At 63.1% G+C, this 22,152-nt stretch carries 24 protein-coding genes; 7 read left to right on the top strand and 17 right to left on the bottom strand.

Annotated elements, in window-relative coordinates:
• Positions 1-89 precede the first annotated feature (89 nt).
• Positions 90-833: an SDR family oxidoreductase gene (locus AC10V3_RS11915; protein ID WP_022535463.1), complete on the top strand. Its 744-nt coding sequence runs from the start codon at positions 90-92 to the stop codon at positions 831-833.
• 148 nt (positions 834-981) lie between these two features.
• On the opposite strand, the gene AC10V3_RS11920 is transcribed toward AC10V3_RS11915, so the two are convergent.
• From AC10V3_RS11920 to AC10V3_RS11930, 3 genes are read right to left on the bottom strand one after another with little or no spacing between them, the layout of a single operon-like run.
• Positions 982-1,566, bottom strand: coding sequence for an isochorismatase family protein (locus AC10V3_RS11920; RefSeq protein ID WP_022535464.1), 585 nt, complete (start codon positions 1,564-1,566; stop codon positions 982-984).
• Between the two features lie 18 nt (positions 1,567-1,584).
• Entirely contained in the window at positions 1,585-2,322 is a 738-nt protein-coding gene (locus tag AC10V3_RS11925) for a pirin family protein (RefSeq protein WP_022535465.1), read from the bottom strand.
• Between the two features lie 10 nt (positions 2,323-2,332).
• On the bottom strand, positions 2,333-3,406 hold the full coding sequence (locus tag AC10V3_RS11930; RefSeq protein ID WP_022535466.1) for an alkene reductase: 1,074 nt from the start codon (positions 3,404-3,406) through the stop codon (positions 2,333-2,335).
• Between the two features lie 106 nt (positions 3,407-3,512).
• Here AC10V3_RS11930 and AC10V3_RS11935 point away from each other — a divergent pair, with 106 nt between their 5' ends.
• From AC10V3_RS11935 to AC10V3_RS11960, 6 genes are all read left to right on the top strand, one after another.
• Entirely contained in the window at positions 3,513-4,391 is an 879-nt protein-coding gene (locus tag AC10V3_RS11935; protein WP_022535467.1) for a LysR family transcriptional regulator, read from the top strand.
• 71 nt (positions 4,392-4,462) lie between these two features.
• Entirely contained in the window at positions 4,463-5,380 is a 918-nt protein-coding gene (locus AC10V3_RS11940) for a LysR family transcriptional regulator (protein WP_022535468.1), read from the top strand.
• Positions 5,381-5,680: 300 nt separating this feature from the next.
• Positions 5,681-6,724 carry a CDP-6-deoxy-delta-3,4-glucoseen reductase gene (locus AC10V3_RS11945; RefSeq protein WP_022535469.1) on the top strand — a complete coding sequence of 348 codons (1,044 nt, stop codon included), beginning with the start codon at positions 5,681-5,683 and terminating at the stop codon, positions 6,722-6,724.
• Between the two features lie 30 nt (positions 6,725-6,754).
• Positions 6,755-7,306 carry a VOC family protein gene (locus AC10V3_RS11950; protein ID WP_022535470.1) on the top strand — a complete coding sequence of 184 codons (552 nt, stop codon included), beginning with the start codon at positions 6,755-6,757 and terminating at the stop codon, positions 7,304-7,306.
• Entirely contained in the window at positions 7,307-8,200 is an 894-nt protein-coding gene (locus tag AC10V3_RS11955; RefSeq protein WP_022535471.1) for a fumarylacetoacetate hydrolase family protein, read from the top strand.
• 73 nt (positions 8,201-8,273) lie between these two features.
• Positions 8,274-8,678: a heme-binding protein gene (locus AC10V3_RS11960; protein WP_022535472.1), complete on the top strand. Its 405-nt coding sequence runs from the start codon at positions 8,274-8,276 to the stop codon at positions 8,676-8,678.
• A gap of 159 nt (positions 8,679-8,837) precedes the next feature.
• On the opposite strand, the gene AC10V3_RS11965 is transcribed toward AC10V3_RS11960, so the two are convergent.
• From AC10V3_RS11965 to AC10V3_RS12030, 14 genes are all read right to left on the bottom strand, one after another.
• Positions 8,838-9,530, bottom strand: a complete 693-nt coding sequence (locus AC10V3_RS11965; protein ID WP_022535473.1) for an ABC transporter ATP-binding protein — start codon at positions 9,528-9,530, stop codon at positions 8,838-8,840.
• 1 nt (position 9,531) lies between these two features.
• Positions 9,532-10,275, bottom strand: coding sequence for an ABC transporter ATP-binding protein (locus tag AC10V3_RS11970; protein WP_022535474.1), 744 nt, complete (start codon positions 10,273-10,275; stop codon positions 9,532-9,534).
• Complete coding sequence (locus AC10V3_RS11975) at positions 10,268-11,275, bottom strand: branched-chain amino acid ABC transporter permease (RefSeq protein ID WP_022535475.1); 1,008 nt, start codon at positions 11,273-11,275, stop codon at positions 10,268-10,270. Before AC10V3_RS11975 ends, AC10V3_RS11970 begins: the two co-directional genes overlap by 8 nt.
• A gap of 7 nt (positions 11,276-11,282) precedes the next feature.
• On the bottom strand, positions 11,283-12,194 hold the full coding sequence (locus AC10V3_RS11980; RefSeq protein WP_022535476.1) for a branched-chain amino acid ABC transporter permease: 912 nt from the start codon (positions 12,192-12,194) through the stop codon (positions 11,283-11,285).
• A 24-nt stretch (positions 12,195-12,218) separates the two neighbouring features.
• Positions 12,219-13,406, bottom strand: coding sequence for an ABC transporter substrate-binding protein (locus tag AC10V3_RS11985; RefSeq protein ID WP_022535477.1), 1,188 nt, complete (start codon positions 13,404-13,406; stop codon positions 12,219-12,221).
• A 180-nt stretch (positions 13,407-13,586) separates the two neighbouring features.
• Positions 13,587-14,678 carry a porin gene (locus tag AC10V3_RS11990; protein WP_022535478.1) on the bottom strand — a complete coding sequence of 364 codons (1,092 nt, stop codon included), beginning with the start codon at positions 14,676-14,678 and terminating at the stop codon, positions 13,587-13,589.
• Positions 14,679-14,951: 273 nt separating this feature from the next.
• Positions 14,952-15,989 (bottom strand): 4-hydroxy-2-oxovalerate aldolase, encoded by a 1,038-nt coding sequence (gene dmpG, locus AC10V3_RS11995; RefSeq protein WP_022535479.1) that lies wholly within the window; start codon positions 15,987-15,989, stop codon positions 14,952-14,954.
• Between the two features lie 20 nt (positions 15,990-16,009).
• A complete protein-coding gene (locus tag AC10V3_RS12000; protein WP_022535480.1) occupies positions 16,010-16,954 on the bottom strand; it encodes an acetaldehyde dehydrogenase (acetylating) in 945 nt (314 codons plus the stop codon).
• Positions 16,955-16,994: 40 nt separating this feature from the next.
• Entirely contained in the window at positions 16,995-17,219 is a 225-nt protein-coding gene (thmT, locus tag AC10V3_RS12005) for a 2-hydroxymuconate tautomerase (protein WP_349606005.1), read from the bottom strand.
• A 30-nt stretch (positions 17,220-17,249) separates the two neighbouring features.
• The gene (gene dmpH, locus AC10V3_RS12010) at positions 17,250-18,038 is read right to left on the bottom strand and encodes a 2-oxo-3-hexenedioate decarboxylase (RefSeq protein WP_022535482.1); all 789 of its coding nucleotides are present in this window, start codon (positions 18,036-18,038) and stop codon (positions 17,250-17,252) included.
• 32 nt (positions 18,039-18,070) lie between these two features.
• A complete protein-coding gene (gene dmpE, locus AC10V3_RS12015; RefSeq protein WP_022535483.1) occupies positions 18,071-18,853 on the bottom strand; it encodes a 2-oxopent-4-enoate hydratase in 783 nt (260 codons plus the stop codon).
• Between the two features lie 8 nt (positions 18,854-18,861).
• Positions 18,862-20,316 (bottom strand): 2-hydroxymuconic semialdehyde dehydrogenase, encoded by a 1,455-nt coding sequence (locus AC10V3_RS12020; RefSeq protein ID WP_022535484.1) that lies wholly within the window; start codon positions 20,314-20,316, stop codon positions 18,862-18,864.
• Between the two features lie 93 nt (positions 20,317-20,409).
• On the bottom strand, positions 20,410-21,117 hold the full coding sequence (locus tag AC10V3_RS12025) for a class II aldolase/adducin family protein (RefSeq protein ID WP_022535485.1): 708 nt from the start codon (positions 21,115-21,117) through the stop codon (positions 20,410-20,412).
• Positions 21,114-21,980 (bottom strand): VOC family protein, encoded by an 867-nt coding sequence (locus tag AC10V3_RS12030; RefSeq protein ID WP_022535486.1) that lies wholly within the window; start codon positions 21,978-21,980, stop codon positions 21,114-21,116. Before AC10V3_RS12030 ends, AC10V3_RS12025 begins: the two co-directional genes overlap by 4 nt.
• Positions 21,981-22,152: the final 172 nt, after the last annotated feature.

A 22,152-nucleotide genomic window follows, 5' to 3' on the forward strand; every position in this document is an offset into this window, starting at 1 on the left:
ATTGCAAATCAAATCTGGACTTCTCATTGTAGAAAGTCCGTCGCGTCCCCGCTATCGTTTCTGCCATCGAAACCACCATCGAAAGCCCCATGAAAACTGTACTGATTACTGGCTGCTCTTCTGGCTATGGCCTTGAAACCGCGCGCCACTTCCACTCGCAGGGCTGGAACGTCATCGCCACCATGCGTACGCCGAACGAAGACCTCCTGCCCCGATCCGACCGGATCCGCGTGCTGGCGCTCGACGTGACGAAGCCCGACAGTATCGCCGCCGCGCTTGAAGCGAGCGGGCCCATCGACGTCCTCATCAACAATGCAGGCATCGGCCTCTTTGGCGCCTTCGAAGCCACCCCGATGGCCACGACGCGCGAGGTGTTCGAAACCAACACCTTCGGTGTGATGGCGATGACGCAGGCGGTCCTGCCCCAGTTCCGTGCGCGCAGGTCTGGCGTGATAGTGAACGTGACTTCTAGCGTGACGCTGGCGCCGATGCCGATGGTGGCCGTCTACACCGCGAGCAAGATGGCCATCGAAGGGTTCACCGCGTCACTGGCGTTCGAGCTCGAAGCGTTCAACGTGAGCGTGAAGCTGGTCGAGCCTGGCTACGGGCCGACCACGCGCTTTACCAGCAATGGGATACCGCGCATGGAGGGCCTCGTCCCCGAGGCGTACGCACCTTTCGCGCAGCGCATCTTTACTTCATTCGCGCATCCGGCAGCGGTGACAAGCGAGGCCGATGTGGCCGAGGTGGTGTGGCGCGCCGCGAACGATACGTCCGGGCTGCTTCGATTTCCGGCAGGTGCGGATGCGGTGGCGCTGGCTCATTCAGGCTGAACTCCACGCAATTGGCCTGCTCGAACAACGCGTCTTCGTCGCAGGAACCGAATGGCTACTTGATTGAGAAGCGGACCACCAGCAGCCACAAGCACGTGGGCCTGCATCGGCATCAACATCTCTTCGCTCATTCGGTGCCTGCCTTTTCTCAAGCTTGCAGCGCCCCCATCAGCACCTGTACCAACTGGCCACCTTCTGGCGTGGCCCAGCTACCGGCAAGTTCCGCGATCAATTGATTGGTGCTGGTCAGGGTTACACCGCCGCGCTCCATCCGGCGCAGGGCGATGTCGTCGGCCATCTTGCTCGGCGAGCCGCCTGCATCAGCGACCACCTGTACCTCGAAACCATCGCGCACCAGGCTCAGCGCCGGATAGACCGTGCACACGTCGTTGGTGACGCCGGCAATGATCAGCTTCTTGCGCCCGGTCGCCTTGACGGCCGCGGCAAAATTCTCGTCGTCCATGGCATTGACGATGCCAAGCCGCTGGATGCGGGCAGCGAATTCGGACGGCAGGATCGATTCCAACTCTTCCAGCAGCGGCCCCTGCGCATGCTCCTCCATGCTGGAGGTCAGCACAACCGGCAGCTTCAGGATGCGAGCCGCCTGCGCCAGCATCAGCGCATTGCGTTTCATCTCCTCGAAGGAGATGGAATGTACCCAGCTCATGGTGCCGACCTGGTGGTCGATCAACAGAAGCGCGGCGTTATCTCCGGTGAATCGTTCGTAAGCCATGATGAGACTCCTTTGTGGTCATGTGGCAGTGGAGTGCAGCGGCGGGCCGGCAAAAAGCATGACCTTGGCGCTGCCGTGAGGGGCTTGAAGCGTGATCGCGCGAGGCGTGTCCCGTGCGGGAAAAACAGGGAGCTTGAGATCGTTGTGCTCGAAGCTTTGGCCGTCCACCATCGCCGTGCCGAAAATCGGCATGACGAAGGCGCAATGGCCCGCCGCGACGGGCACCGCCAGTTCGGCACCCTCCTCCAGCGAAATGTCGAGCATCGTCACTTCGGTTGGCGGGTTCAGTGGGGAACGTGCATCTCCGAAGCTCCCCACGGGCACGCGCACCCTGGCGCCTGGCAACTGCACCACCGGCACATCCTGCGGTTCCACGGTCAATGCGAAAGGCGCGATGCTCTGTCGCTCCGGGGCGAGGTTGACGAAGATCTGCAGCGAATGGACGGTCTTGCCGGTCTCGGCCGGAACTTCCTCATGGACGATGCCGCTCCCGGCCGTCGCCCAGTGCAGGCCACCGGGCCGGATCAGGTTGCGGGTACCGAGCGAGTCACGGTTGTCGATGCCGGTTTCCGAATCGAGGAACAGGTAGGACACCGCGGAGAAGCCGGCATGGGGATGCGGCGGAAAGGTCGGCGCGCTCATCCAGGCATGATCGACCCCGATGAAGGGGTCGATCAGCGCGACCACGCCACGCAGGCCATAGGCCCGGAAGTGGCTGCCGTGGTTGGCGCGCTGGAGCGGGGCAATGACGGACATGTTGGTGGCCTCAGGCAGCCTGCGCTTCGCTCAAGGTCGGGTAATCGGTGTAGCCCTGCGCCGTACCGCCGAAGAAACCATTGCGGTCCGCCTCGTTCATCGGCGCGCTGTCCTTCAACCGGGCGACGAAATCCGGGTTGGCAAGAATCAACTGACCGTAGGCTTCCAGATCGGCCAGCCCCGATGCCAGGTCGGCCCCGATCTGCTCACGCGGGCGGCCCGGCCGGTTCAGGATCAGCGTGCCCTGCCAGAGCTTGCGGATGTCGGCCAGCAGCGGTTCGTTGCCCTGGTGCATGATGTGCAAATAGGCCAGCCCCAGCTTGTCGAGTTCGGCGACCAGGTAGCGGTAGAGATCCGGCCCTTCAGCGCCTTCGTCGATGCCCCACATCGTCGTGCCGGGCGACAGGCGGATGGCGGTGCGATCCGCACCGATTTCCTCGGCAATCGCGGTGGCCACTTCGATGGCAAAGCGGGCGCGGTTCTCGATCGACCCGCCGTATGCATCGGTGCGCGTGTTCGCGCTCGGGGCGAAGAACTGCTGGATCAGGTAGGCGTTCGCACCGTGGATTTCGACGCCATCGGCACCGGCCTCGATCGCGCGGCGCGCCGCGTAGCGGAAATCCTGGACGGTCTGGCGCACTTCCTCGGTAGAGAGCGCACGCGGCACGGGAATATCCTGCATGCCCTTGGCCGTAAACATTTGCGTGCCCGGCGCGATGGCCGAAGGCGCGACGCCCGGGCGATGATGCGGCGTGTTGTCCGGGTGTGACATGCGCCCGGCGTGCATGAGCTGGATGAAGAGGTGGCCACCCTTGTCATGCACGGCATCGGTGGTCGTCTTCCAGCCGGCGACGTGCGCGTCGGTGTAAATGCCCGGCGTGGTCAGGTAGCCCTGTCCGTCGTCCGACGGCTGGGTGCCTTCGGTGACGATCAGGCCGACGCCGGCGCGCTGGGCGTAATACTCGGCGGCCAGCTCTCCCGGCGTGCCGTCGTACTGGGCGCGGCTGCGGGTCATCGGTGCCATGACCAGGCGGTTTTGCAGGGTGTCGCGGCCGACGCGGACGGGATCGAACAGTTTGCTCATGATGGAATGGCTTCCTCTGATTTGGATGGAAGCATCATCGCCTGCTTCTCGCGTGGGATAAATATGGTAACTTGGATAACATTGATCCACTGATGGAGCAGTGAGCGTGGAACTGCTGAACGACATGGCCTTGTTCGTGGAGGTCGTCAAAGCCAAGGGCTTTCGCAGCGCATCGGAGGCGATGGGAGTGCCGAATTCCACCCTGTCGCGGCGAATCAGCGCATTGGAGAAGGCGATCGGGCTGCGCCTGCTGCATCGCACGACGCGCAAGATCGAATTGACCGAGGCCGGCCAGATTTACTTCGAGCGATGCAAGCGCATCGTCGATGAAGCCCGGCTGGCACATGAGCAACTCGGCGAAATGGTCGCCCAGCCCAGCGGCGTGCTGCACGCGTCACTGCCGGTGGATTTCGCCAATGTCTTCCTCGCCCCCCTGATCGCGGAATTCGCGAACCGATATCCCGGCATCAGCTTCGAATTCGACCTCACGCCGCGGCGCGTCGATCTGGTGGCCGAGCCGTTCGATGTCGCGATCCGCATGGGGGAGCCGCCAAGTTCGAACCTGATCGCGCGCCGGCTCGCCCGCCTGCCCCGCTATCTATACGCTTCGCCGCAATATATCGAACGCTTCGGCGAGCCAGGCCAGCCGGCCGACCTCGTGCGGCATGAGTGCCTGCGGCTCCGCACGACGGAGGCCAGCACATGGACACTGCACGACGCGACGAAAACGGTTGACGTCACAGTCGGCGGCCGGTTCTTGCTCAACAGCGTCGGCATGATCCGGCGCCTGGCGACGCTCGACCTCGGCATCGCCGTATTGGCGGAAGAAATCATCGGGGACGACGTGGCCAATGGGCTGCTGCGTCGAGTGCTGCCACAGTGGCAGGCCACGCCCATCCCCGTCTATGCCATCACCGAGACGCGCCTGCTGCCGGCGAAGACGCAGCGCTTTATCGAGTTCCTGCGAGAGCGCCTGGTGCAGTGATACCGCTCTCCCCGGAGGCGCTCGCAGCGAACTACTATTGATGCAATCAATTCGCCCACCCCGATGCAACGATGAACAAGCTCTACTCACTGGACCTGAATCTCCTGCTGGTGTTTGATGCGATGCTCCGCGTCGGCAGCGTGTCCAGGACCGCAGAGGAGATCGGACTGACCCAGCCTTCCACGAGCAACGCGCTCGCGCGCCTGCGGAACTTCTTTGGCGACCCGCTGTTCGTGCGTTCTGACGGCGCCATGAGGCCGACGCCGCTGGCCTTGCAAATGGCGGAACCGGTCCAGGAGGCGCTGGGACAACTCCGCCGTGCGATCGAGGACAAGCGGCACTTTGACCCGATGACCTCCTGTCGGCGTTTTTCCATCTGCATGAACGAGATGGGACAACGCGTCTTCCTGCCGAAGATCGTCACCCACTTCGCCGAGATCGCGCCCGGGGTAGACCTCGAGGCGATCGAAATGACATCGCAGCAGGCCCAGGCGGCGATGCCCAATGGCGACGTGGACCTTGTGATCGGCTATTTTTCAGATTTCGGGCCGAGCTTTTTCCGCCAGCGCGTGACGACAGGTCATTACGTCGCCGTTGCGCGCAAGGGGCATCCCCATATAGACGGGACCCTGACCCTGCCCGCCTACCTGAACGCCTCGCACATTTCCTACGTGCCTGCACTCGGCAATCATGCTGCGCTGGAGGCGCTCCTCGCGGAAGAATTCATGAAACACGGCGTGCGGCGCCGTGTCGCGTTGCGCGTAGCGAATTCGCTCGGCATTCCGAGGATCATCTCCAGCACCGACCTGATCATGACCATACCGTCTGTGCTGGCGCAGGCGTTCTGCGAAACGGCCCCCGTACAGGTGTTCGACCTGCCGTTCGATATTCCGGATATCGAGATATTCCAATACTGGCACGCACGCTATCACCACGATCCCGCCAATCAGTGGCTGCGCGCCCAGTTCAAGAGCTTGTTTCCCGCCTGACACTCCGAACGCTATTGGCAGGATCAATCCTCTGCAGATGCTTGCAGGGCACATTTCATCGTCAGACCGTCCTGATCCCGGCGACTTCTCCCGCGCGCCTTCCGACTTCCTCCCCCGGTATTCACTGCGCCAATAACTTACATTGACGCTACTGCATAGACGCCCCGAGGGTCGCGCTCTAACCTCCCTTCACATTCCGGAAGAAGGAGGAGACGCAATGAAGATATCTGAGCTGCGGCCGTCAGCGCGTGTTACGGCAGCGCCCAAATCCGCGATCGCAGTGGCCTTGGAGCTTTTGCCATGACCAGGCACACGATCACCCTGCTGCCCAGTGGCAACCAGTTCGAGTGCGATGACGGCGAGACCATCCTGAAGGCCGGCCTGGCCGCCGGCCTGCTCATGCCTTTCAGCTGCCGCTCTGGTGTCTGCAACACCTGCCGCGGCACCGTCAGGCAAGGCACGGTGGATTTCGGCAATGTCCACCCGACCTACCTCAGTGAAGACGACAAGCGTGCCGGCAAGGCGCTGCTGTGCTCGGCCAAAGCCATCGGCGACTCCAGCATCGAAGTCGGCGAGCTGGACCCCGCGGAGGCTTTCCCGGTGCGCCGTTTGCCGTGCCGCGTACTGCATCTCGAACGGGTAGCGCCAGACGTCATGCTGATCACCATCGGCCTGCCGCCCAACGAGCCAACCGCCTTCAAGGCCGGCCAGTACGTTGACTTCGTGCTCAAGGACGGCACGCGCCGCAGCTACTCGATCGCGACCGCCCCCGCCAGCGAAGGGGTAAGGCAGTTCGACCTGCACGTCCGCCTCGTTCCCGGTGGTCGCTTCACGGAACACGTGTTCAGCACGATGAGGCTGCGCGAAACCATGATGCTGGAAATGCCGCTCGGGTCTTTCTATTGGCGCGCACGCAGCGACAAACCGATGATCATGCTTGCTTCGGGCACCGGCTTCGCACCGATCAAGTCCATCATCGACCACAGCATCGCTTGCGGAAACAAGCGTCCCATCACCCTCTACTGGGGCGGTCGCACACGTGCATGCATCTACATGGCGGCGCTTGCCGAGAAATGGGTCGCCGAGCACGACCACATCAAGTTCATTCCTGTCGTGAGTGACGCCACCCCGGAATGCAACTGGACTGGTCGCAGCGGATTCGTGCACGAGGCGGTCATGGAAGACTTCCCCGACATGTCCGCCTGCCAGGTGTATGCCTGCGGCGCGCCGGTCGTGGTCGATTCCGCCCGCCGCGATTTTACGGCGCGGTGCGGCCTTCCGGAAGGCGAGTTCTACGCCGATTCTTTCATCAACGAAGCAGACCGGCAGAAAGCCGCAGCTTGAGCCGACCGGCAATACTGAGGAGACAACACCATGGAAATCAATATCGAGGACGCCATTCCCGCGGACTTCACTGCGCCCGTCCCAGAGCGCAATTCTCACGTGAAACCCTTCTGCCTGGGACATGGCACCCTGGAATGCTACAGCCTGAAGGAGTCACGCAAGTTCTACGAGGAGTTCCTCGGCCTGGAGTGCCGCCGTCACGCCAAACCGTCGATGTCGGTTCGACTGGGTATGCGCTTCCACATTGTGTGCGTGGAAGTCGGCGACGCGGTCCACCCCTGCAACGTGCTTAACCACTGGGGGCTGGACGTCACGTCGCGCGAGAGCGTGGACGCTGCCTACCAGGCGGCGCTCAAGCACAAAGACCAATACAAGATCCGGCAGGTGCTGGAACCGCACGAACAGCACAGCGTGTACTCGTTCTACCTGGAAGACCTGGACCACAACTGGTGGGAGATCCAGTACTACCCGAACGGGTTCCAGCATGACGACTTCTTCGATTTCGGTGACCGATTCTCCGACGACGAAAAAGCCGACCTCAACGCGCTCCCTGAACTCAATATCTTCGGAAAGGCAGACTAAATGATCCAGCTCGTTACCTTCAAGGTGCCCGAGGGCGTGCGCACCGGCATGCTGACCAACGGCAAGATTTACCAGTCCCGCGCTTACCACGACATGCTCGAAGTGCTCGCGGACTGGTCCAACGCCTCCGCAAAGCTCGCGACGCTTGGCTCCAAACTGGCCGAGCGAGAAGACGTGAAGAATGCCGAACTGGTTGCGCCGCTTCTGGCGCCGCGGAACATCTATTTCGCGGGTGCGAACTACAAGGACCACGTAGAGGAAATGAGGGAGCGCCTCAAGCTCAATATCAACCCCGATCCGAAGGGCAGCGGCGAGAAACCCTGGCACTCACTCAAGGCGACCGGCTCGAGCGTGGTGGGTCCCGGCACCAGGGTGGCGCTGCCCGGCGGGTCGAAGATGCTCGACTGGGAGGTGGAACTGGCGGTCATCATCGGCAAGCCCGCAAAGGATGTGTCGCGGGACGAAGCGCTTGGCCATGTCGCTGGCTATACCGTTGCCAACGACCTGTCCGCTCGCGACCACATCTTCCGCCCCGAAGCGGCAGAGACCTCGCCCTTCCGCTATGACTGGATCGGCCAGAAGTCATTCGACGGTTCCTGCCCGATGGGCCCGGCAATCACGCCCGCGCAATTCATCGGCGACCCGATGAACCTGGGCATGAAGCTGTGGGTCAACGGCAGGCTCAAGCAGGATTCCAACACCAACCAGATGCTGTTCGACATCGCCGACCAGATCTCCCATCTGTCCTCGCGCGTCACGCTCCTCCCGGGCGACGTTGTCCTGACGGGTACGCCGGCCGGAGTTGGCATGCCGAACAGCGACTTCCTGAAGCCGGGCGATATCGTCAAGCAGTGGATCGAAAACATCGGCGAGTTCGAGTTCACGATCGCATAAGCGGCATCGAGATTGGCGGACCGCGCCGGCGCACCCTGGCGCCGGCGCTCGCATTATTGGAGAGGACTTAAAGATGTATCAGAAGATCAGTCTCGGTATGGCGGAACTGAAGCAGGTGGCCGACGCTGCCCTCGCCTATGCCAGCGCGAAGCAATGGGTCGTGACGATTGCCATCGTCGACGATGGAGGCCATCTGCAATGGCTGCAGCGGGCTGACGGTGCCCCGCCGGCGACCGCTTACATCGCAGCCGCCAAGGCCCGCACGGCGGCGATGGGCCAGCGTGAAAGCAAGTTCTATGAAGACATGGTAAATGCCGGCCGGCAGGCGTTCTTGTCGGCGCCCGGCCTGGATTGCCTGCTGGAAGGCGGCGTGCCGATCATGGTCAGCGGCAGCTGCGCGGGGGCGATCGGTGTGAGCGGCGTCCGCTCCAACGAAGACGCTGAAATCGCGCACGCCGGCATCGCTGCGCTCGCATAGCCCGTCTGCACGGGCGGCCAGGTTGGCCCGCACGGCAAGCGTCGACGCCAGATAACGACGCAGTTTGCGCACACGTGTTTCTGCAATGAAAAAGGCCGGAAATGTTTTTGGCAACATTTCCGGCCTTTCCTCGTTCACGCGGCTCCTACAGGCGAACGATCAAACGCCAAGATATCGCTCCCAGATCTCCGATTGCTCACTCAGCTGTGCGCTGCTTCCTGTCCATCCGATCCGTCCGTTTTCGATGAAGTAGTGACGATCCGCGAGGCCGATCAGGTTCTGGACATACTTATCGATCACCAGGATCGACTGGCCTTCCTTCTTCACCTCGTGCAGGCAGTGCCAGATCTCCTGGCGGATCAGCGGCGCCAGCCCCTCGGTCGCCTCGTCGATCAGCAGCAGCCTGGCGTTGGTCAGCAGCGCCCGCGAAATGGCCAGCATCTGCTGCTCGCCGCCAGATAGCTGGAAGCCCATGTTGTCCTTACGCCTTTCCAGTACCGGAAACAGCTTGTATATCCGCTGCAGGGTCCACTGGCCCCGGCGGGCGAACGCAACGAGGTTCTCGTATACCGTCAGGTTGGAAAAAATCCGGCGGCCTTCCGGCACCAGGCCGATCCCACTTCGACTGATGCGTTCCGGCGCCATCCCGGCCACCTCGCATCCGTTGAAGCGCACCCTGCCGCGCCTCGGCCGTAGCAGGCCGGAGATGGCCTTGACAGTCGTGCTCTTGCCCATGCCGTTGCGGCCGAGCAGCGTCACCACTTCGCCTTCATCGATGAAGAGGTCGACACCGAACAGCACCTGGCTCGCGCCGTAGCCGGCCTCAACCGACGTCAGTTCCAGCAGGCTCATATCACTCTCCCAGATAGGCGCGCTTTACTTCCGCGCTGTTCTTGACTTCGTCGGGAGAACCGTTGAAGATCCGCTTTCCCGACACAAACACCGAGATCCGGTCGGACAGCCTGAAGACTGCGTCCATGTCGTGCTCGATCAGCAGGATGGACAGGTCCTTGCCCTTCAGGCTCCTGATGAAGTCGACAAACCAGGGCACCTGGTTCGGGGACAGCCCGGCCATCGGCTCATCAAGCAGCAGCAGGCGCGGCCTGAGCGCCAGTGCGAGCCCAATTTCCAGCTGGCGCTGCTGGCCATACGACAAGTGGCAGGCCAGGGTGTGAAGTTCGTCCGCCAACTGGATGCGGTGCGCAACCGAAACCACTTCCTCGCGCAGCTGTTCGACCAATGCCTTGCCAAAGAAGCGGAAGCTTGCCTTCAGCCGCGACTGAATGCTGATGGCGAGATTCTCGAATACCGAGAGGTTGCGGAAAATGCTGGTGATCTGGTAAGAGCGCACCAGGCCCATGTCGGCACGCTCGGCCATGCTCAGGCGGGTTATGTCGGTTCCGTAGAATGAAATGGATCCCTTATCCGAAAGCAGACCGCCGGCGAGCTGCGATATGAACGTGGTCTTGCCTGCTCCGTTTGGCCCGATCAGCGCGTGGATCTGGTTGTCCGTAATGTCGAAGTCGACATGATCGGTGGCCATCAGTCCGCCAAAACGCTTGACGAGGCCCCTTACCGCTAACACTTGCTCAGCCATTACCCACCTCGCTCGACGAACGGCGCTGCGCCGCATGCGGGACGCGGACGCGCCACCGCAGGCCGGTCAATCCTTCCGGCACACGCATGACAACCAGGATGACAAAGACGCCCATGGCGATCTGCCAGTACCTGGTCAGGTGTGGCAGCACTTCTTCCAGCGCACAAAAGACGATGGCACCTACGGCGCCACCCCAGAAGTTCACGCTGCCTCCGAGGATCACCATGATGAGCAGGTTGCCGGACTGCAGCCAGCTGAACAGGCTCGGGCTGGCATAACTGTTCTGGTTGGCCAGCAGTGCGCCGGACAGCCCGGCTGCGGCGCCGGCGATCGCGAACACCATCAGCTTGTACCAGTAGGTGCGGTAGCCGAGCGCCTGCATCCGGGTTTCGTTCTCCTTGATGCCTTTCATCACGCGCCCCAGCGGCGACCGGATCAGGAAGCGGAAGAGCAGGTTCACCAGGACCACGGTAGCGAGGACCACGTAGTAGAACGTGACGTTGTCACCAGTATCGAGACCGAAGCCAAGCCTGGAGCGGTGCGCCATGTTGATGCCCTCGTCGCCACCGTACATCTTCAGTGATTCGAACAAATAGAACGTCATCTGGGCGAACGCAAGCGTGATCATGATGAAGTAAGCGCCCTTCGTGCGCAGCGAGATCATGCCGATCACCACCGCCAGCAACGCCGACACCATGACGGCAATCGGCCAGGCGATCCATGCGGAATCCGTACCAGGCAGCAATCCGACTGGTGCCGTCAGTTCCTTTGACAAGATGGCGACCACGAAGGCGCCGGTGCCAAAGAAGGCGGCGTGTCCAAAGGAAACGAGGGCCAGCTCGCCGACCAGCAGTCGCAGGCTGGTTGCGGCCAAGGCCAGGATCAGCACGCGCGTGGCGAAGCCGACGTAGAAGCTGCCGCCGAACGCCTGTGCCATCGCAGGGAAAGCGATCAGAAGGACGGCAAGCAGTGCCCAGGCAATGAGAGATTGGGATTTCATGACAGCCTCAGCGGGAGAATAGACCTTGCGGCCGCCAGTACAAGACCAGCGCCATCAGTAGATAGATCGAAACGGCGGACAGCGTGGATGCCAGCGAATCGGCCAGCCCCTGATCCGGCAAGCCGCGCAGCGCCATCGGAATCAACGCCCGGCCCAGCGCGTCGACAACGCCGACGAGCACGGCGCCGGCAAGCGCGCCCTGGACGGAACCGATGCCACCGATCACCACCACCACGAAGGCCAGGATCAGGATGCTCTCGCCCATGCCGACGTTGATCGACAGCAGAGGACCGAGCAGGCCTCCGGCGATGGCGCACAGCGCCGCGCCGAGACCGAAGACGAGCGAGAACACAAGGTTGATGTTCGCCCCCATGGCGCAGGCCATCTCACGGTCGGACGCACCCGCCCGGATCCACATGCCCACCCGCGTCTTCTTGATGAGCAGCGCCAGCAGTGCGGCGATCAGCAGGCCGACGACGATAATGAACAGCCGGAAGACCGGATATTCGAAGCTGCCGACGAGCGGCACAGACTCACTCAGCGAGGCCGGCATGCTGGTCATGATCGGCTGCGCCCCCCAGATCTCCTGCACCGCCTGGTTGGCGATCAGGATGATGCCGAAGGTGACAAGCACCTGGGTAAGATGGTCCTTGTCATAAAGCCGGCGCAACAGGCTCATTTCGAGCAGGATGCCAATCGCCGCGGTCAGCGCCACGCCGCCGATCAGCCCGAACAGGAAGCTGTCCGTCTTCAGGGTCAGCGTGGCGACCAGATAGGCGCCGATCATGTACAGCGACCCATGCGCCAGATTGATCATGTTCATGATGCCGAACACGAGTGTCAGGCCCGCCGACAGCAGAAACAGCATGAGCCCGAACTGCACGCCGTTGAGGAGCTGTTCGAACAGAAAAACCAGCATGATGTACTCCTTCCAACGGTTGTCCTATTTCGCCGCGAGCTTGCATTCGCCCATGTAGGGATCGCTCTGGTCGGCATATACCGGCGTGCTACTGACAGTCTTGTTGGTCAGCTTGCCCTTCTCGTTTTTCACCACCTGGCGCAAGTAGATGTGCTGGGTCGCGTTCTGGTTTGAGGAGAACTTGAAGTAGCTGCGTACCGATTCGTACTTTGCCGACATGATCGCGTCGTGCAGTACCTTGTCATCCTTGAACTTGCCCTTGCTGTCGCGAATCGCGGCATCCAGAAGCAGCCCAACCTCGTAGCCCTGCGAGGCGTAGCTCGATGCCGGACGCTTGAATTCCTTCTCAAAATCCTCGACGAATCTCCTGTTGACCGCGTTGGGAAAGTCCGGGCTCCACTGGCTGGTGTTGTAGATGCCGACAGCTGCATCACCCAGCGCAGGCAGGATGTCGGCGTCGACGGCGAAGCCGGCCGTGACCAGGTCGATCGTCTTGTTCAGGCCGGCCTGGTTGAACTGCTTGACAAAATTGATCGCCATCGGCCCCCACAGTGCGAAGAAGACCGCGTCAGGCTTGGCGGCGCGGATCTGGCCGATTTCTACCGAGAAATCCAGCTGGCCCACTTTGTTGCGGGCGCGGCCTGCGATCTCGCCCTTGTATTCTTTCTCGAAGCCCTCGGCATGCTCGCGACCTGCCTGGTAGTTCGGCGCAATCACGAATATCCGCTTGTACCCCTTCTGGGTGGCGAAGCGGCCAGCGGCCTCGGACAGCGCGCTGGTATGCCAGGTGGGATTGAAGTAATAGTAGTTGCACGAGGCCCCGGCGAGTTCCTTGGGGCCTGCGTTGGAATTGACGAAGAAGATCTTGTCCTTGAATGCCGTTGGCGCCACGGCCAGCATCACGTTGGTGAATGCCATGCCGGTGATGATGTCGACATTCTCGCTTTTGGCCATGCGCTCGTAGACCTGCTTGCCGGTATCCGGGTTGGCCTGGTCGTCGCCGTAAGCCACGACTGTGTCGACACCGCCCAGCTTGCCCCCCTTGTGCTTGAGCGCGAGATTGAATCCGTCTTTCATGTCGGTCGACAGCGTCGACAGTGGTCCGGTGAGGGAGCCGATGAAACCGATCTTGATTGGGTCAGCGGCCTGTGCACTCGGCGTGCAGGACAGGGCGATGGCAGCGAAGGCGATCCATCTCTTTGCTTGAAGCATGTGTGTCTCCTCTTTGTGTATTTGTGGTCCGTCTATTCCCGGCGGCCACTGTGTGCAAAGCGCATTGCGTACGGCAATACGGAATGCATGCGGAATGATTCTGTGGGGACCAGATGTAGCCTGAAGGCTGGCTGGATCCTCAAGGGGCGCCGCTCCCCGGCGCCAGGCAAAATGACTTGCCTAAAAGATGTGCTTCACGCCGACCATTGCGCCGAACTGGTTCCCACCTGGCGCCGGGTTGGTGCCGGCCTGACCACTGTTGACGGACAAGGCGAGGTTGCCGAGATTGTCGATAAAGCCTGCGGTCGCATACGCGGATGTCCGTTTTGAGAACGCATAGGTGCCGCGGCCTGCGAACATCCATGCCTTGTTCGGACTGTTGTGAAAGCGAAGGTGGAAGGCCTCAGCATCGACGCTGATCCTCGGCGTGATCGGGTAGGACGTCCCAAGGTAGTAGAGATCGCTGCGCGGCGTCGCGCTTGCCCGGTTGTCGCGGCGCAGCCATCCGCCCCCGATCTTCGCCTCTCCCACCATGAAGTACCCGTTGAGCGAAAGCCGGTCGTCGGTCAGGGCGCTGCTTGTCAGGCCACCAAAGGCACCAGGTCCGCCTCGCAACGAATCGTAGGCCGCCGCTACGCTCCAGCGCGCCGCATCGTATTTCAGGAGCACCGACCACTCGCGACACGCGCGCTGGTCTGCCGGGTTCTCCCCCGCGCAATTGGTGCCGCCCGGACTCGGGCCGGCATTGACCGTGTCGCGACCGAAGCTGTAGGTGGCGCCGACCGTCAGGCCACCAAAGGTGCCCTTGTAGGACACGGCATTGTCCGCGCGCGTATTGGGTATGTAGCTGTCGAGCGATCCGGAACCAAAGAGATTCGGCCCAAGCATGTCGGGCTCGGCCATGGCCCAGAACAGCATCGTGTACTGGCGCCCGATGGCCACCTGCCCCCAGCGCCCGGACAGGCCTACCAGCGCCTGGCGGCCGAACAGCCGCCCTCCCTGGCTCGACGCGCCGCTGTCTGGCAGGAAACCCGACTCCAACCAGAAGATCGCCTTGTTACCGCCACCGATGTCTTCGCTCCCGCGCAAGCCCCAACGGGACGGAACGGTACTGGTCAGGCCAGGCATGAAGGTTTGTGTGTCGCGTGCCTGACCGACTCCATTGACGAAGGCGATGCCGGTGTCAATGACTCCATATAACGTCACGTTTTGCGCGGCGGCCAATCCGGGAACTGCCATCAGAAGCGCAGCGGCCATCTTACGAATCTTCATGTCTCCTCCATTACTCTCATATAGTTATTGGCAGACGTTGCGGGAGCGCCACCAAGCCCCCGTCAAGGTGGGCAAATGCCCCGCCATACGTGCCTGCAATGCCTGTCAACGGGCGCGAGAATACGGAGCCCCGCGGCGAGCGCGGCGCCTTCTTTTTCTTGTTTCCATGCGATTTAAGCCCGGCCCGTTCGGCGGTCGTTCCAGCCTTCAGCCGCTGCGTGACCCGGCTCGCCTGAAGTTCGCCGCGTCAGCAATCCACGGCGAAGGATGTCCCTAAACCTCAGCGGGTTCCCCGCCTCGCTGCGCAACCAGGTCGAGCGCCACATCGACGATCATGTCCTCCTGGCCACCCACCATGCGACGCTTCCCCAGTTCCACCAGGATGTCGACGGTTTTCAGCTTGTAGCGTGCCGCTGCGGCTTCGGCGTGGCGCAGGAAGCTCGAGTAGACGCCGGCGTAGCCCAGCGCCAGGGTTTCCCGATCCACGCGTACGGGCCTATCCTGCAACGGGCGTACGATGTCGTCTGCAGCATCCATCAGGGTGTAAAGGTCGCAACCATGCTTCCAGCCCAGCCGGCTGGCGGCTGCGATGAACACCTCCAGCGGCGCGTTCCCTGCGCCCGCGCCCATGCCGGCCAGGCTCGCGTCCACGCGGTCGCAGCCCTCTTCCACCGCGACGATGGAGTTGGCCACACCCAGGCTCAGGTTGTGGTGGGCGTGAATGCCGGTCTGGGTCTCTGACTTGAGCACGTCCTTGAAGGCGCGGAAACGATCGCGCACATCGTTCATGTTCAGCGCCCCACCGGAATCGACCACGTAGATGCACTGTGCGCCATAGCTTTCCATCAGCTTCGCCTGCTGCGCCAGCGCGGCGGGATCGGTCATATGACTCATCATCAGGAAGCCGACGGCATCCATGCCGAGTTCACGCGCGAATTCAATGTGCTGGCGCGAGACGTCCGCCTCGGTGCAGTGCGTGGCTACGCGCACGACCCTCGCGCCGGCATCGTAGGCAGCGCGCAGGTCGTGCACCGTGCCCACTCCGGGCAGCAGCAGCGTCGCCACCTTGGCGCGACGCACGGTATCGGCTACCGCGGCGATCCACTCGACATCGGTATGCGCGCCGAAGCCATAGTTGAAGCTCGAACCCGAGAGGCCGTCACCGTGCGCGACCTCGATCGAGTCCACGCCCGCTGCGTCCAGCGCGGCGGCAATGCGGCGCACGTGGTCCAGGCTGTACTGGTGGCGGATGGCATGGCTGCCGTCGCGCAGGGTGACATCCGAGATATAAAGCTTCTTGTTCAGATCCATGTCTGTCTCCTTCTGCACGGTCAGGCGGCTGCCAGGCTGGTCTCGGCCAGGCGTTCGGCGCAAGCCAGCGCGGCGCTGGTCATGATGTCAAGATTGCCGGCATAGGCCGGCAGGTAGTGAGCGGCGCCCTCCACTTCCAGGAACACGGTGGTCTTCAATCCGCTGGCAGGCCCGATGCCCGGCACGTTCAGCGGCGCGGAAGCGGGAATGCGCTCAAACTGCACGCGCTGCTTGAGTCGGTAGCCTGGCACATAGGCCTGCACGGCCTGCACCATCTGCGCAATGCTCGCCTCGATCTCCGCCTCGTCGGCAAGATCGGACAGCGTGAACACCGTATCGCGCATGATCAGCGGCGGCTCGGCGGGGTTCAGCACGATGATGGCCTTGCCGCGCGCGGCGCCGCCTACCGAGCAGATCGCCTGGCTGGTGGTCTCGGTGAACTCGTCAATATTGGCGCGCGTGCCCGGCCCGGCCGACTTGCTGGAGATCGACGCCACGATCTCTGCATAGTGCACCTTCGCCACGCGCGATACCGCGGCCACCATCGGAATGGTGGCCTGGCCGCCGCAGGTGACCATATTGATATTGCTGGCCTCCAGGTGCTGGTCCAGGTTGACCACCGGCACCACATAGGGGCCGATCGCCGCTGGCGTCAGGTCGATCACCCGCACGCCGTGTTGCTGCAGCAACTGGTTATGGTGCGCGTGCGCACCTGCCGAAGTGGCGTCGAAGGCGATGCGGATATCGCCAAAGCCCTCCATCGCCAGCAGGCCTTCGATGCCCCCGGCGGTAGTCGGCACGCCCAGGCGCGCGGCGCGCGCCAGGCCGTCGGAGGCGGGATCGATGCCGACCATCGCGCCCATCTCCAGATGACGGCCGTGCCGCATCACCTTGATCATCAGGTCGGTGCCGATATTGCCCGAGCCGATGATGGCAACCTTGTGCTTGCCTGCTTTCATGTCCATCTTGATTCTCCCTTGCCGCCGCTGTCCGTTAGCGGCCTGATTAGCGGCCCAATTCCTTGGCGGATTTCCCGCCGATGCCGAAATGCGCCTTGGGCATTTCGGTGATCAGCACACGCACGGATTCGCGCGGGACGCCGATCGACGCCACCGCCGCGTCAGTGAGCGCGCTGATCAGGCCCGCCTTCTGTTCCTCGGTCCTTCCTTCCATCAGGAAAACTTGCATGATGGGCATTGCCTTACTCCTGTCATTTGCCATTGGAAGCACACAGTCTTGCTCCCGCCGGCTGTGCTGCGATCAGACAAAGCGCATCGATACCGTCCCCAGGTGCTGGTAGCGCACGGTGACGTTGTCGCCCGCCTGCACCGCCACCGCCTCGGTCACGCCGCCGGTCATGATGAAGGTGCCGGCCGGCAGTTCGCGCCCCCGCGCACCCAGCATGTTGGCCAGCATGGCCACGCTGCTGGCCGGGTGGCCGAGCACGGCGGCGCCGGCGGCGGTGGCGACCACGTCGCCGTTCTTTTCCATCACCACGCCGAGGTTCTTCAGATCGATGCCATCGGCGCTTCGATGTGTGCCGCCCACCACGAAGCGGGCCGATGAGGTGTTGTCCGCGATCACGCTCTTCAGGTCGAAACGGAAGTTCTCGTAGCGCGAGTCGATCACCTCCACCGCCGGCAGCACGAAGTCGGTCGCGGCCAGCACGTCGCCGATATGGCAGCCGGGCCCCTTGAGCGGACGCTTAAGGACGAAGGCGATCTCCGCCTCCACCTTGGGATGGATCAGCGATGCGGTATCGATGGCGCCGCCATCCATGCAGGCGCCGTAGTCGGTCACGAAGCCATAGACCGGCTCGGTTACGCCCATCTGGCGCATCTTGGCGAACGAGGTCAGCCCCATCTTGAGGCCGGCAATGCGCGTGCCGCGTGCCTCCTTGCGTGCCCGGATCGCGTCCTGGATCGCATAGGCGTCGTCCCAGTCCATGTCGGGATGGTCGTCGGTGATCTTGCGCACCGGTTCGCGGTTGAGTTCGGCGGTCTCCAGGTGCTCAGCGAGCTGCTGGATGATGTCTTGGGTGAGATTCATGGCGATGTCGTGGGCTGCTATGTGGAATCCGTTCAGATGAAGCGCACGCCGGCCGAGCCGATGCCGCCCAGGCTGATGCGAAGCTGGTCGCCGGCCTTGACCGGCACCATCGCGGCCAGCGAGCCGGACAGGATCACCTCGCCCTTCTTCAGCCCCATGCCGAGGCGGCCCAGCGTATTGGCCAGCCACGCCACGGCGTTGGCCGGATGGCCGAGGGCGGCGGCACCGGCGCCGGTGGCAACGATCTCGCCGTTCTTCTCCAGCGTCATCCCGACCGTGCCGAGATCCAGCCCGCGCGGGTCCACGGCGGCGTCGCCCAGCACAAACACGCCGGACGATGCGTTATCCGCCACCGTGTCCTGGATGCGAATCTTCCAGTCGCGGATGCGCGAGTCGACGATCTCGAAGCACGGCAGCACGTAGGCGGTGGCGCGCAGCACATCGGCATTGGTCACGCCCGGGCCTTCCAGGTCTTCCTTGAGCACGAAGGCAATCTCGCCCTCGGCCTTGGGCGCGATCAGCGTGTCGGCGGCAATGGCGGCGCCATCGCCGTAGACCATGCCGGACAGCAGGTGCCCGAAGTCCGGCTGGCGCACATCGAGCATGTCCATCACCACCCGGCTGGTCACGCCGATCTTCTTGCCGATGACACGCTCGCCGGCATCCAGCCGATGCTGCACCATGGCGAGCTGGATGCCGTAGGCGTCGTCGAGGGACAGATCTGGATAGCCTTCGGTCAGCGGTGCGATGGCCTGGCGCGCGGACAGCGCGTGGTGAAGGCCAGCAGCGATGTCGAGGATTTGTTCTGGTTTCATGGCCTGGCTCACAGTTTCACGCACACATTGCGCAGCTCGGTATAGAACTCCAGCGAATGCACCCCGCCCTCGCGGCCGATGCCGGATTGCTTGGCGCCGCCGAAGGCGGTGCGCAGGTCGCGCAGGAACCACGCGTTGATCCAGCAGATGCCCACCTCCAGGGCGCTGCCCATGCGGTGTGCCGTGCCGAGATCGGACGTCCACACCGTCGCAGCCAGGCCGTAGGGCGTGTCGTTGGCGAGCCGGACGGCTTCTTGCTCGGTATCGAACGGCGCGATATGGCAGCAAGGGCCAAAGATCTCTTCGTGGATCACGGCCGCATCCTCGGGCAGGCCTGTCCAGATGGTGGGCTGCACCCAGGCGCCTTCGGCCAGCGCTTCGGGCATCTCGGGCACGCCGCCGCCGGTGACTACGGTGGCGCCTGCGTCAGCCGCCTTCCTGTAGTAGGACAGCACCTTGGCCTGATGCTCCAGCGAAACCAGTGGGCCCATGTTCACACCGTCGGCGTCCGGGGAGCCCAGCCGCAAGCCTTCGGCCTTTGCCTTGAGCGCCGCGACGAAGCGCTCGAAAATCGGCCGCTGCACGTAGACGCGCTCGGTGCCCAGGCACACCTGACCGCTGTTCTCGAAGGCCGAGCGCGCAATGCCGGCGACGGCCTTGTCGAAATCCGCGTCGGCGAACACGATGCCGGCGTTCTTGCCGCCCAGCTCCAACGAAACCGGACGCACGCCATGGGCAGCTGCCTTCATGATGGCCTCGCCGGTACGGGTTTCGCCGGTGAAGGTGATGCCGTTCACATCCGGGTGCGAGGTCAGGAAGGCACCGGCAGAATCCGGGCCAAAGCCGTGGACGACGTTGTACACGCCAGGAGGCACGCCAGCCTCGTTCATGACTTCGCCGAGCAAGGTGGCTGTAGCCGGGGTTTCCTCGGACGGCTTGACCACTACCGTATTGCCGCAGGCCAGCGCCGGGCCAACCTTCCAGGTCATCAGCAGCAGCGGCAGGTTCCACGGGCACACCACGCCGATCACGCCGCGCGGCGAGCGCACCGCGTAGTTGATGGCCTCGCCGCCATCGGGCGTGGCCATGGCGAAACTCTCAGCCGGTACGTTCCTGATCAGGTCGGCGAACACCTTGAAGTTGGCCGCGCCGCGTGGAATGTCGACATGGCTGGCGAGCGACAGCGGCTTGCCGGTGTCGGCAATCTCGGCCTGCAGGAATTCGTCGAAGCGGCGGTTGATGCCGTCGGCCACGGCGTGCAGCAGTTCGACGCGCCGGGCCACCGTCATGCGCCCCCACTCGCCCTGCAACGCGCGGCGCGCGGCCGCCACGGCGGCGTCGACCTCTGCCTGGCCGGCCTCGTGGACATGCCCGATCAGGCTGTTGTCGACCGGATTACGGTTCTCAAAGGTCCGTTCGGTGCCGACCCATTCGCCGTTAATGAAGTTGCGAAATTGTTTCATGCAATTGCCTCGGTGACTGATTTTGAAAGGGATTGGGATCCGCACCGTCCAGGGCGCGTCGGAGCCGAGCAGCACGGCCTCTCGCCTGGAGCGCTAGGCTGGTCCGATTGCCGTGCCCTCCGAATCGCCGGCGGTCAGGTATTCCCACATCCGTTCGAAGATCCGGCCAACGCGAGTCGCGCGCAATTCGGCGTCCGCCTGCGGGATGACCGCGGCATGGTCGCTCAGTCCCGCACCGCGCAACGCGAGATCCATGCGTGCCGCATCTTCCAGGTACCACGTCAGCACCACCGCATCCTCCAGCGAGGCGCCGGCAACCACGGCGCCGTTGCCCCGCATCACCACCGCGCTGGCCGTACCCAGGGTTTCGACCACCGCTGCCGCCTGCCCAGGCGTGCGGACCAGTTGCGGGTTGTCCCACAGCGGCACCCCGGCGGAGAAATACGTGCCAATGCCGTGCAGGCAGCGCGGTGTCAGGCGTGCTGCCGACAACGCCATCACGGCCGGTGGCATGCTGCGCACGACGCCGCCAATGTGCGGATGCTGCCGGTAGATCTCCTGGTGAATGCGGACTTCGCCCAGCACGCCTTCAGGAAGCGTCCCGTTGACGCTCACCACCGTGCCGGTGTCGCTTGCCCCGATCAGCCCCATCGGCTTGGCCGCACACACCAGAAACTCGCCCGGGCTGAGGCGCACACTGCAATGTCCATAGGCATGGGCGAGATGAGCCCGACCGATCGCCCGTGCTGCTACACGCACGAGGCGTTGTTGCGCGTCAATGAGCGTGGAGGTCGTGCTCATGAACGAAACTCGGCAATGTCCGGCTTGGCACCCCACATGCAGAAGGATGACGAAGTCCCGGTGGGAAAATGCCGAGGGCGGTAGGTCTTCTCGTCTTCCACCGAGATGGTCCTGACGCCTGTCGAGTACTCGTAGATCATGTCGTCCGGACCTTCGAAATAGAGGAACACGGCGCCCGAGGTGGGATGCCGTCCCGGGCCGAACAGGATGCGTACGCCCCGTTCGCGCAGCAGGTAGTAAGACCGCATCAGGTCGTCGACACTCTCCACCTGGTGGTTGATATGCTGGACGCCGGCGTAACTCGAAGGGAACAGCGCGATCTTGTGGTGGATCTCGTCGATTCGCAGCAATGGCGCCTCGCCGATCCAGTCACTTACCTTTGCATTGCAAAGCCCCGTCCAGAACGTTTCGTCGCGCGCCGGATTGGTCGAGCGCAAGCCGATGTGGCTGAAGCCGGTGATGCCGGCATCGCGCGACGGAAAATAACGACGACCGCTGTGGTCGGGCGCGACCACGAGATCGATGCTGTTGCCGGACGGATCACGAAAGTTGATGAAGGCACCAACGCGTCGTAACTCGCACTGCTCTTTCGAGCCCGTGACGACACGCACGTCGTTGCGATCGAGCAAGTCGGCGGACGCGGCAAGCTCGGCGGGAGACGCTACCTCGAAGGCGGAAGTATGGTCTTTGGGGTCGCCCTCGAAATAGCACAGCGTGTGGTCGCGACTGTCCGAGCGGAAGTAGAGGGCGCCTCTCTCGCGATGCGCGACCTCCAGGCCCAGCACCTGCGTAGCGTACTGCTCGCAACCTTGCAGGTCGCGCGTCCCAAGGCGCACATAGCGGATATCGGAAAGGTGAATCATCTGGTCTCCTGTTGATCGCCGCCGGCAGATCACGAGGCAGGAGTCCTCAGGCATGTGCTTCCCGGTCACAGCGGGAACCTGCCTGCCTACGTTCGTCTCCTGCCCCGCAGGCATCGATGCTGAGCATCCCGCCGGCTGGTTTTCGGAAAATGTAGCGGCGCCGAACGCATAA

The organism is Cupriavidus sp. PB-02 (assembly GCF_058252315.1).

Bases quoted from the DNA above. Each gene is read 5' to 3' on its own strand.
- dmpE (WP_022535483.1), bottom strand. From the start codon at position 18,853: ATGAAACCAGAACAAATCCTCGACATCGCTGCTGGCCTTCACCACGCG.
- AC10V3_RS12025 (WP_022535485.1), bottom strand. From the start codon at position 21,117: ATGAGCACGACCTCCACGCTCATTGACGCGCAACAACGCCTCGTGCGT.
- AC10V3_RS11940 (WP_022535468.1), top strand. From the start codon at position 4,463: ATGAACAAGCTCTACTCACTGGACCTGAATCTCCTGCTGGTGTTTGAT.
- AC10V3_RS11915 (WP_022535463.1), top strand. From the start codon at position 90: ATGAAAACTGTACTGATTACTGGCTGCTCTTCTGGCTATGGCCTTGAA.
- AC10V3_RS11945 (WP_022535469.1), top strand. From the start codon at position 5,681: ATGACCAGGCACACGATCACCCTGCTGCCCAGTGGCAACCAGTTCGAG.
- AC10V3_RS11975 (WP_022535475.1), bottom strand. From the start codon at position 11,275: ATGAAATCCCAATCTCTCATTGCCTGGGCACTGCTTGCCGTCCTTCTG.
- AC10V3_RS11955 (WP_022535471.1), top strand. From the start codon at position 7,307: ATGATCCAGCTCGTTACCTTCAAGGTGCCCGAGGGCGTGCGCACCGGC.
- AC10V3_RS11990 (WP_022535478.1), bottom strand. From the start codon at position 14,678: ATGAAGATTCGTAAGATGGCCGCTGCGCTTCTGATGGCAGTTCCCGGA.
- AC10V3_RS11980 (WP_022535476.1), bottom strand. From the start codon at position 12,194: ATGCTGGTTTTTCTGTTCGAACAGCTCCTCAACGGCGTGCAGTTCGGG.
- AC10V3_RS11970 (WP_022535474.1), bottom strand. From the start codon at position 10,275: ATGGCTGAGCAAGTGTTAGCGGTAAGGGGCCTCGTCAAGCGTTTTGGC.
- dmpH (WP_022535482.1), bottom strand. From the start codon at position 18,038: ATGAATCTCACCCAAGACATCATCCAGCAGCTCGCTGAGCACCTGGAG.
- dmpG (WP_022535479.1), bottom strand. From the start codon at position 15,989: ATGGATCTGAACAAGAAGCTTTATATCTCGGATGTCACCCTGCGCGAC.
- AC10V3_RS11985 (WP_022535477.1), bottom strand. From the start codon at position 13,406: ATGCTTCAAGCAAAGAGATGGATCGCCTTCGCTGCCATCGCCCTGTCC.
- AC10V3_RS12020 (WP_022535484.1), bottom strand. From the start codon at position 20,316: ATGAAACAATTTCGCAACTTCATTAACGGCGAATGGGTCGGCACCGAA.
- AC10V3_RS12030 (WP_022535486.1), bottom strand. From the start codon at position 21,980: ATGATTCACCTTTCCGATATCCGCTATGTGCGCCTTGGGACGCGCGAC.
- AC10V3_RS11920 (WP_022535464.1), bottom strand. From the start codon at position 1,566: ATGGCTTACGAACGATTCACCGGAGATAACGCCGCGCTTCTGTTGATC.
- AC10V3_RS11950 (WP_022535470.1), top strand. From the start codon at position 6,755: ATGGAAATCAATATCGAGGACGCCATTCCCGCGGACTTCACTGCGCCC.
- AC10V3_RS11930 (WP_022535466.1), bottom strand. From the start codon at position 3,406: ATGAGCAAACTGTTCGATCCCGTCCGCGTCGGCCGCGACACCCTGCAA.
- AC10V3_RS11965 (WP_022535473.1), bottom strand. From the start codon at position 9,530: ATGAGCCTGCTGGAACTGACGTCGGTTGAGGCCGGCTACGGCGCGAGC.
- AC10V3_RS11925 (WP_022535465.1), bottom strand. From the start codon at position 2,322: ATGTCCGTCATTGCCCCGCTCCAGCGCGCCAACCACGGCAGCCACTTC.
- AC10V3_RS11960 (WP_022535472.1), top strand. From the start codon at position 8,274: ATGTATCAGAAGATCAGTCTCGGTATGGCGGAACTGAAGCAGGTGGCC.
- AC10V3_RS12000 (WP_022535480.1), bottom strand. From the start codon at position 16,954: ATGGACATGAAAGCAGGCAAGCACAAGGTTGCCATCATCGGCTCGGGC.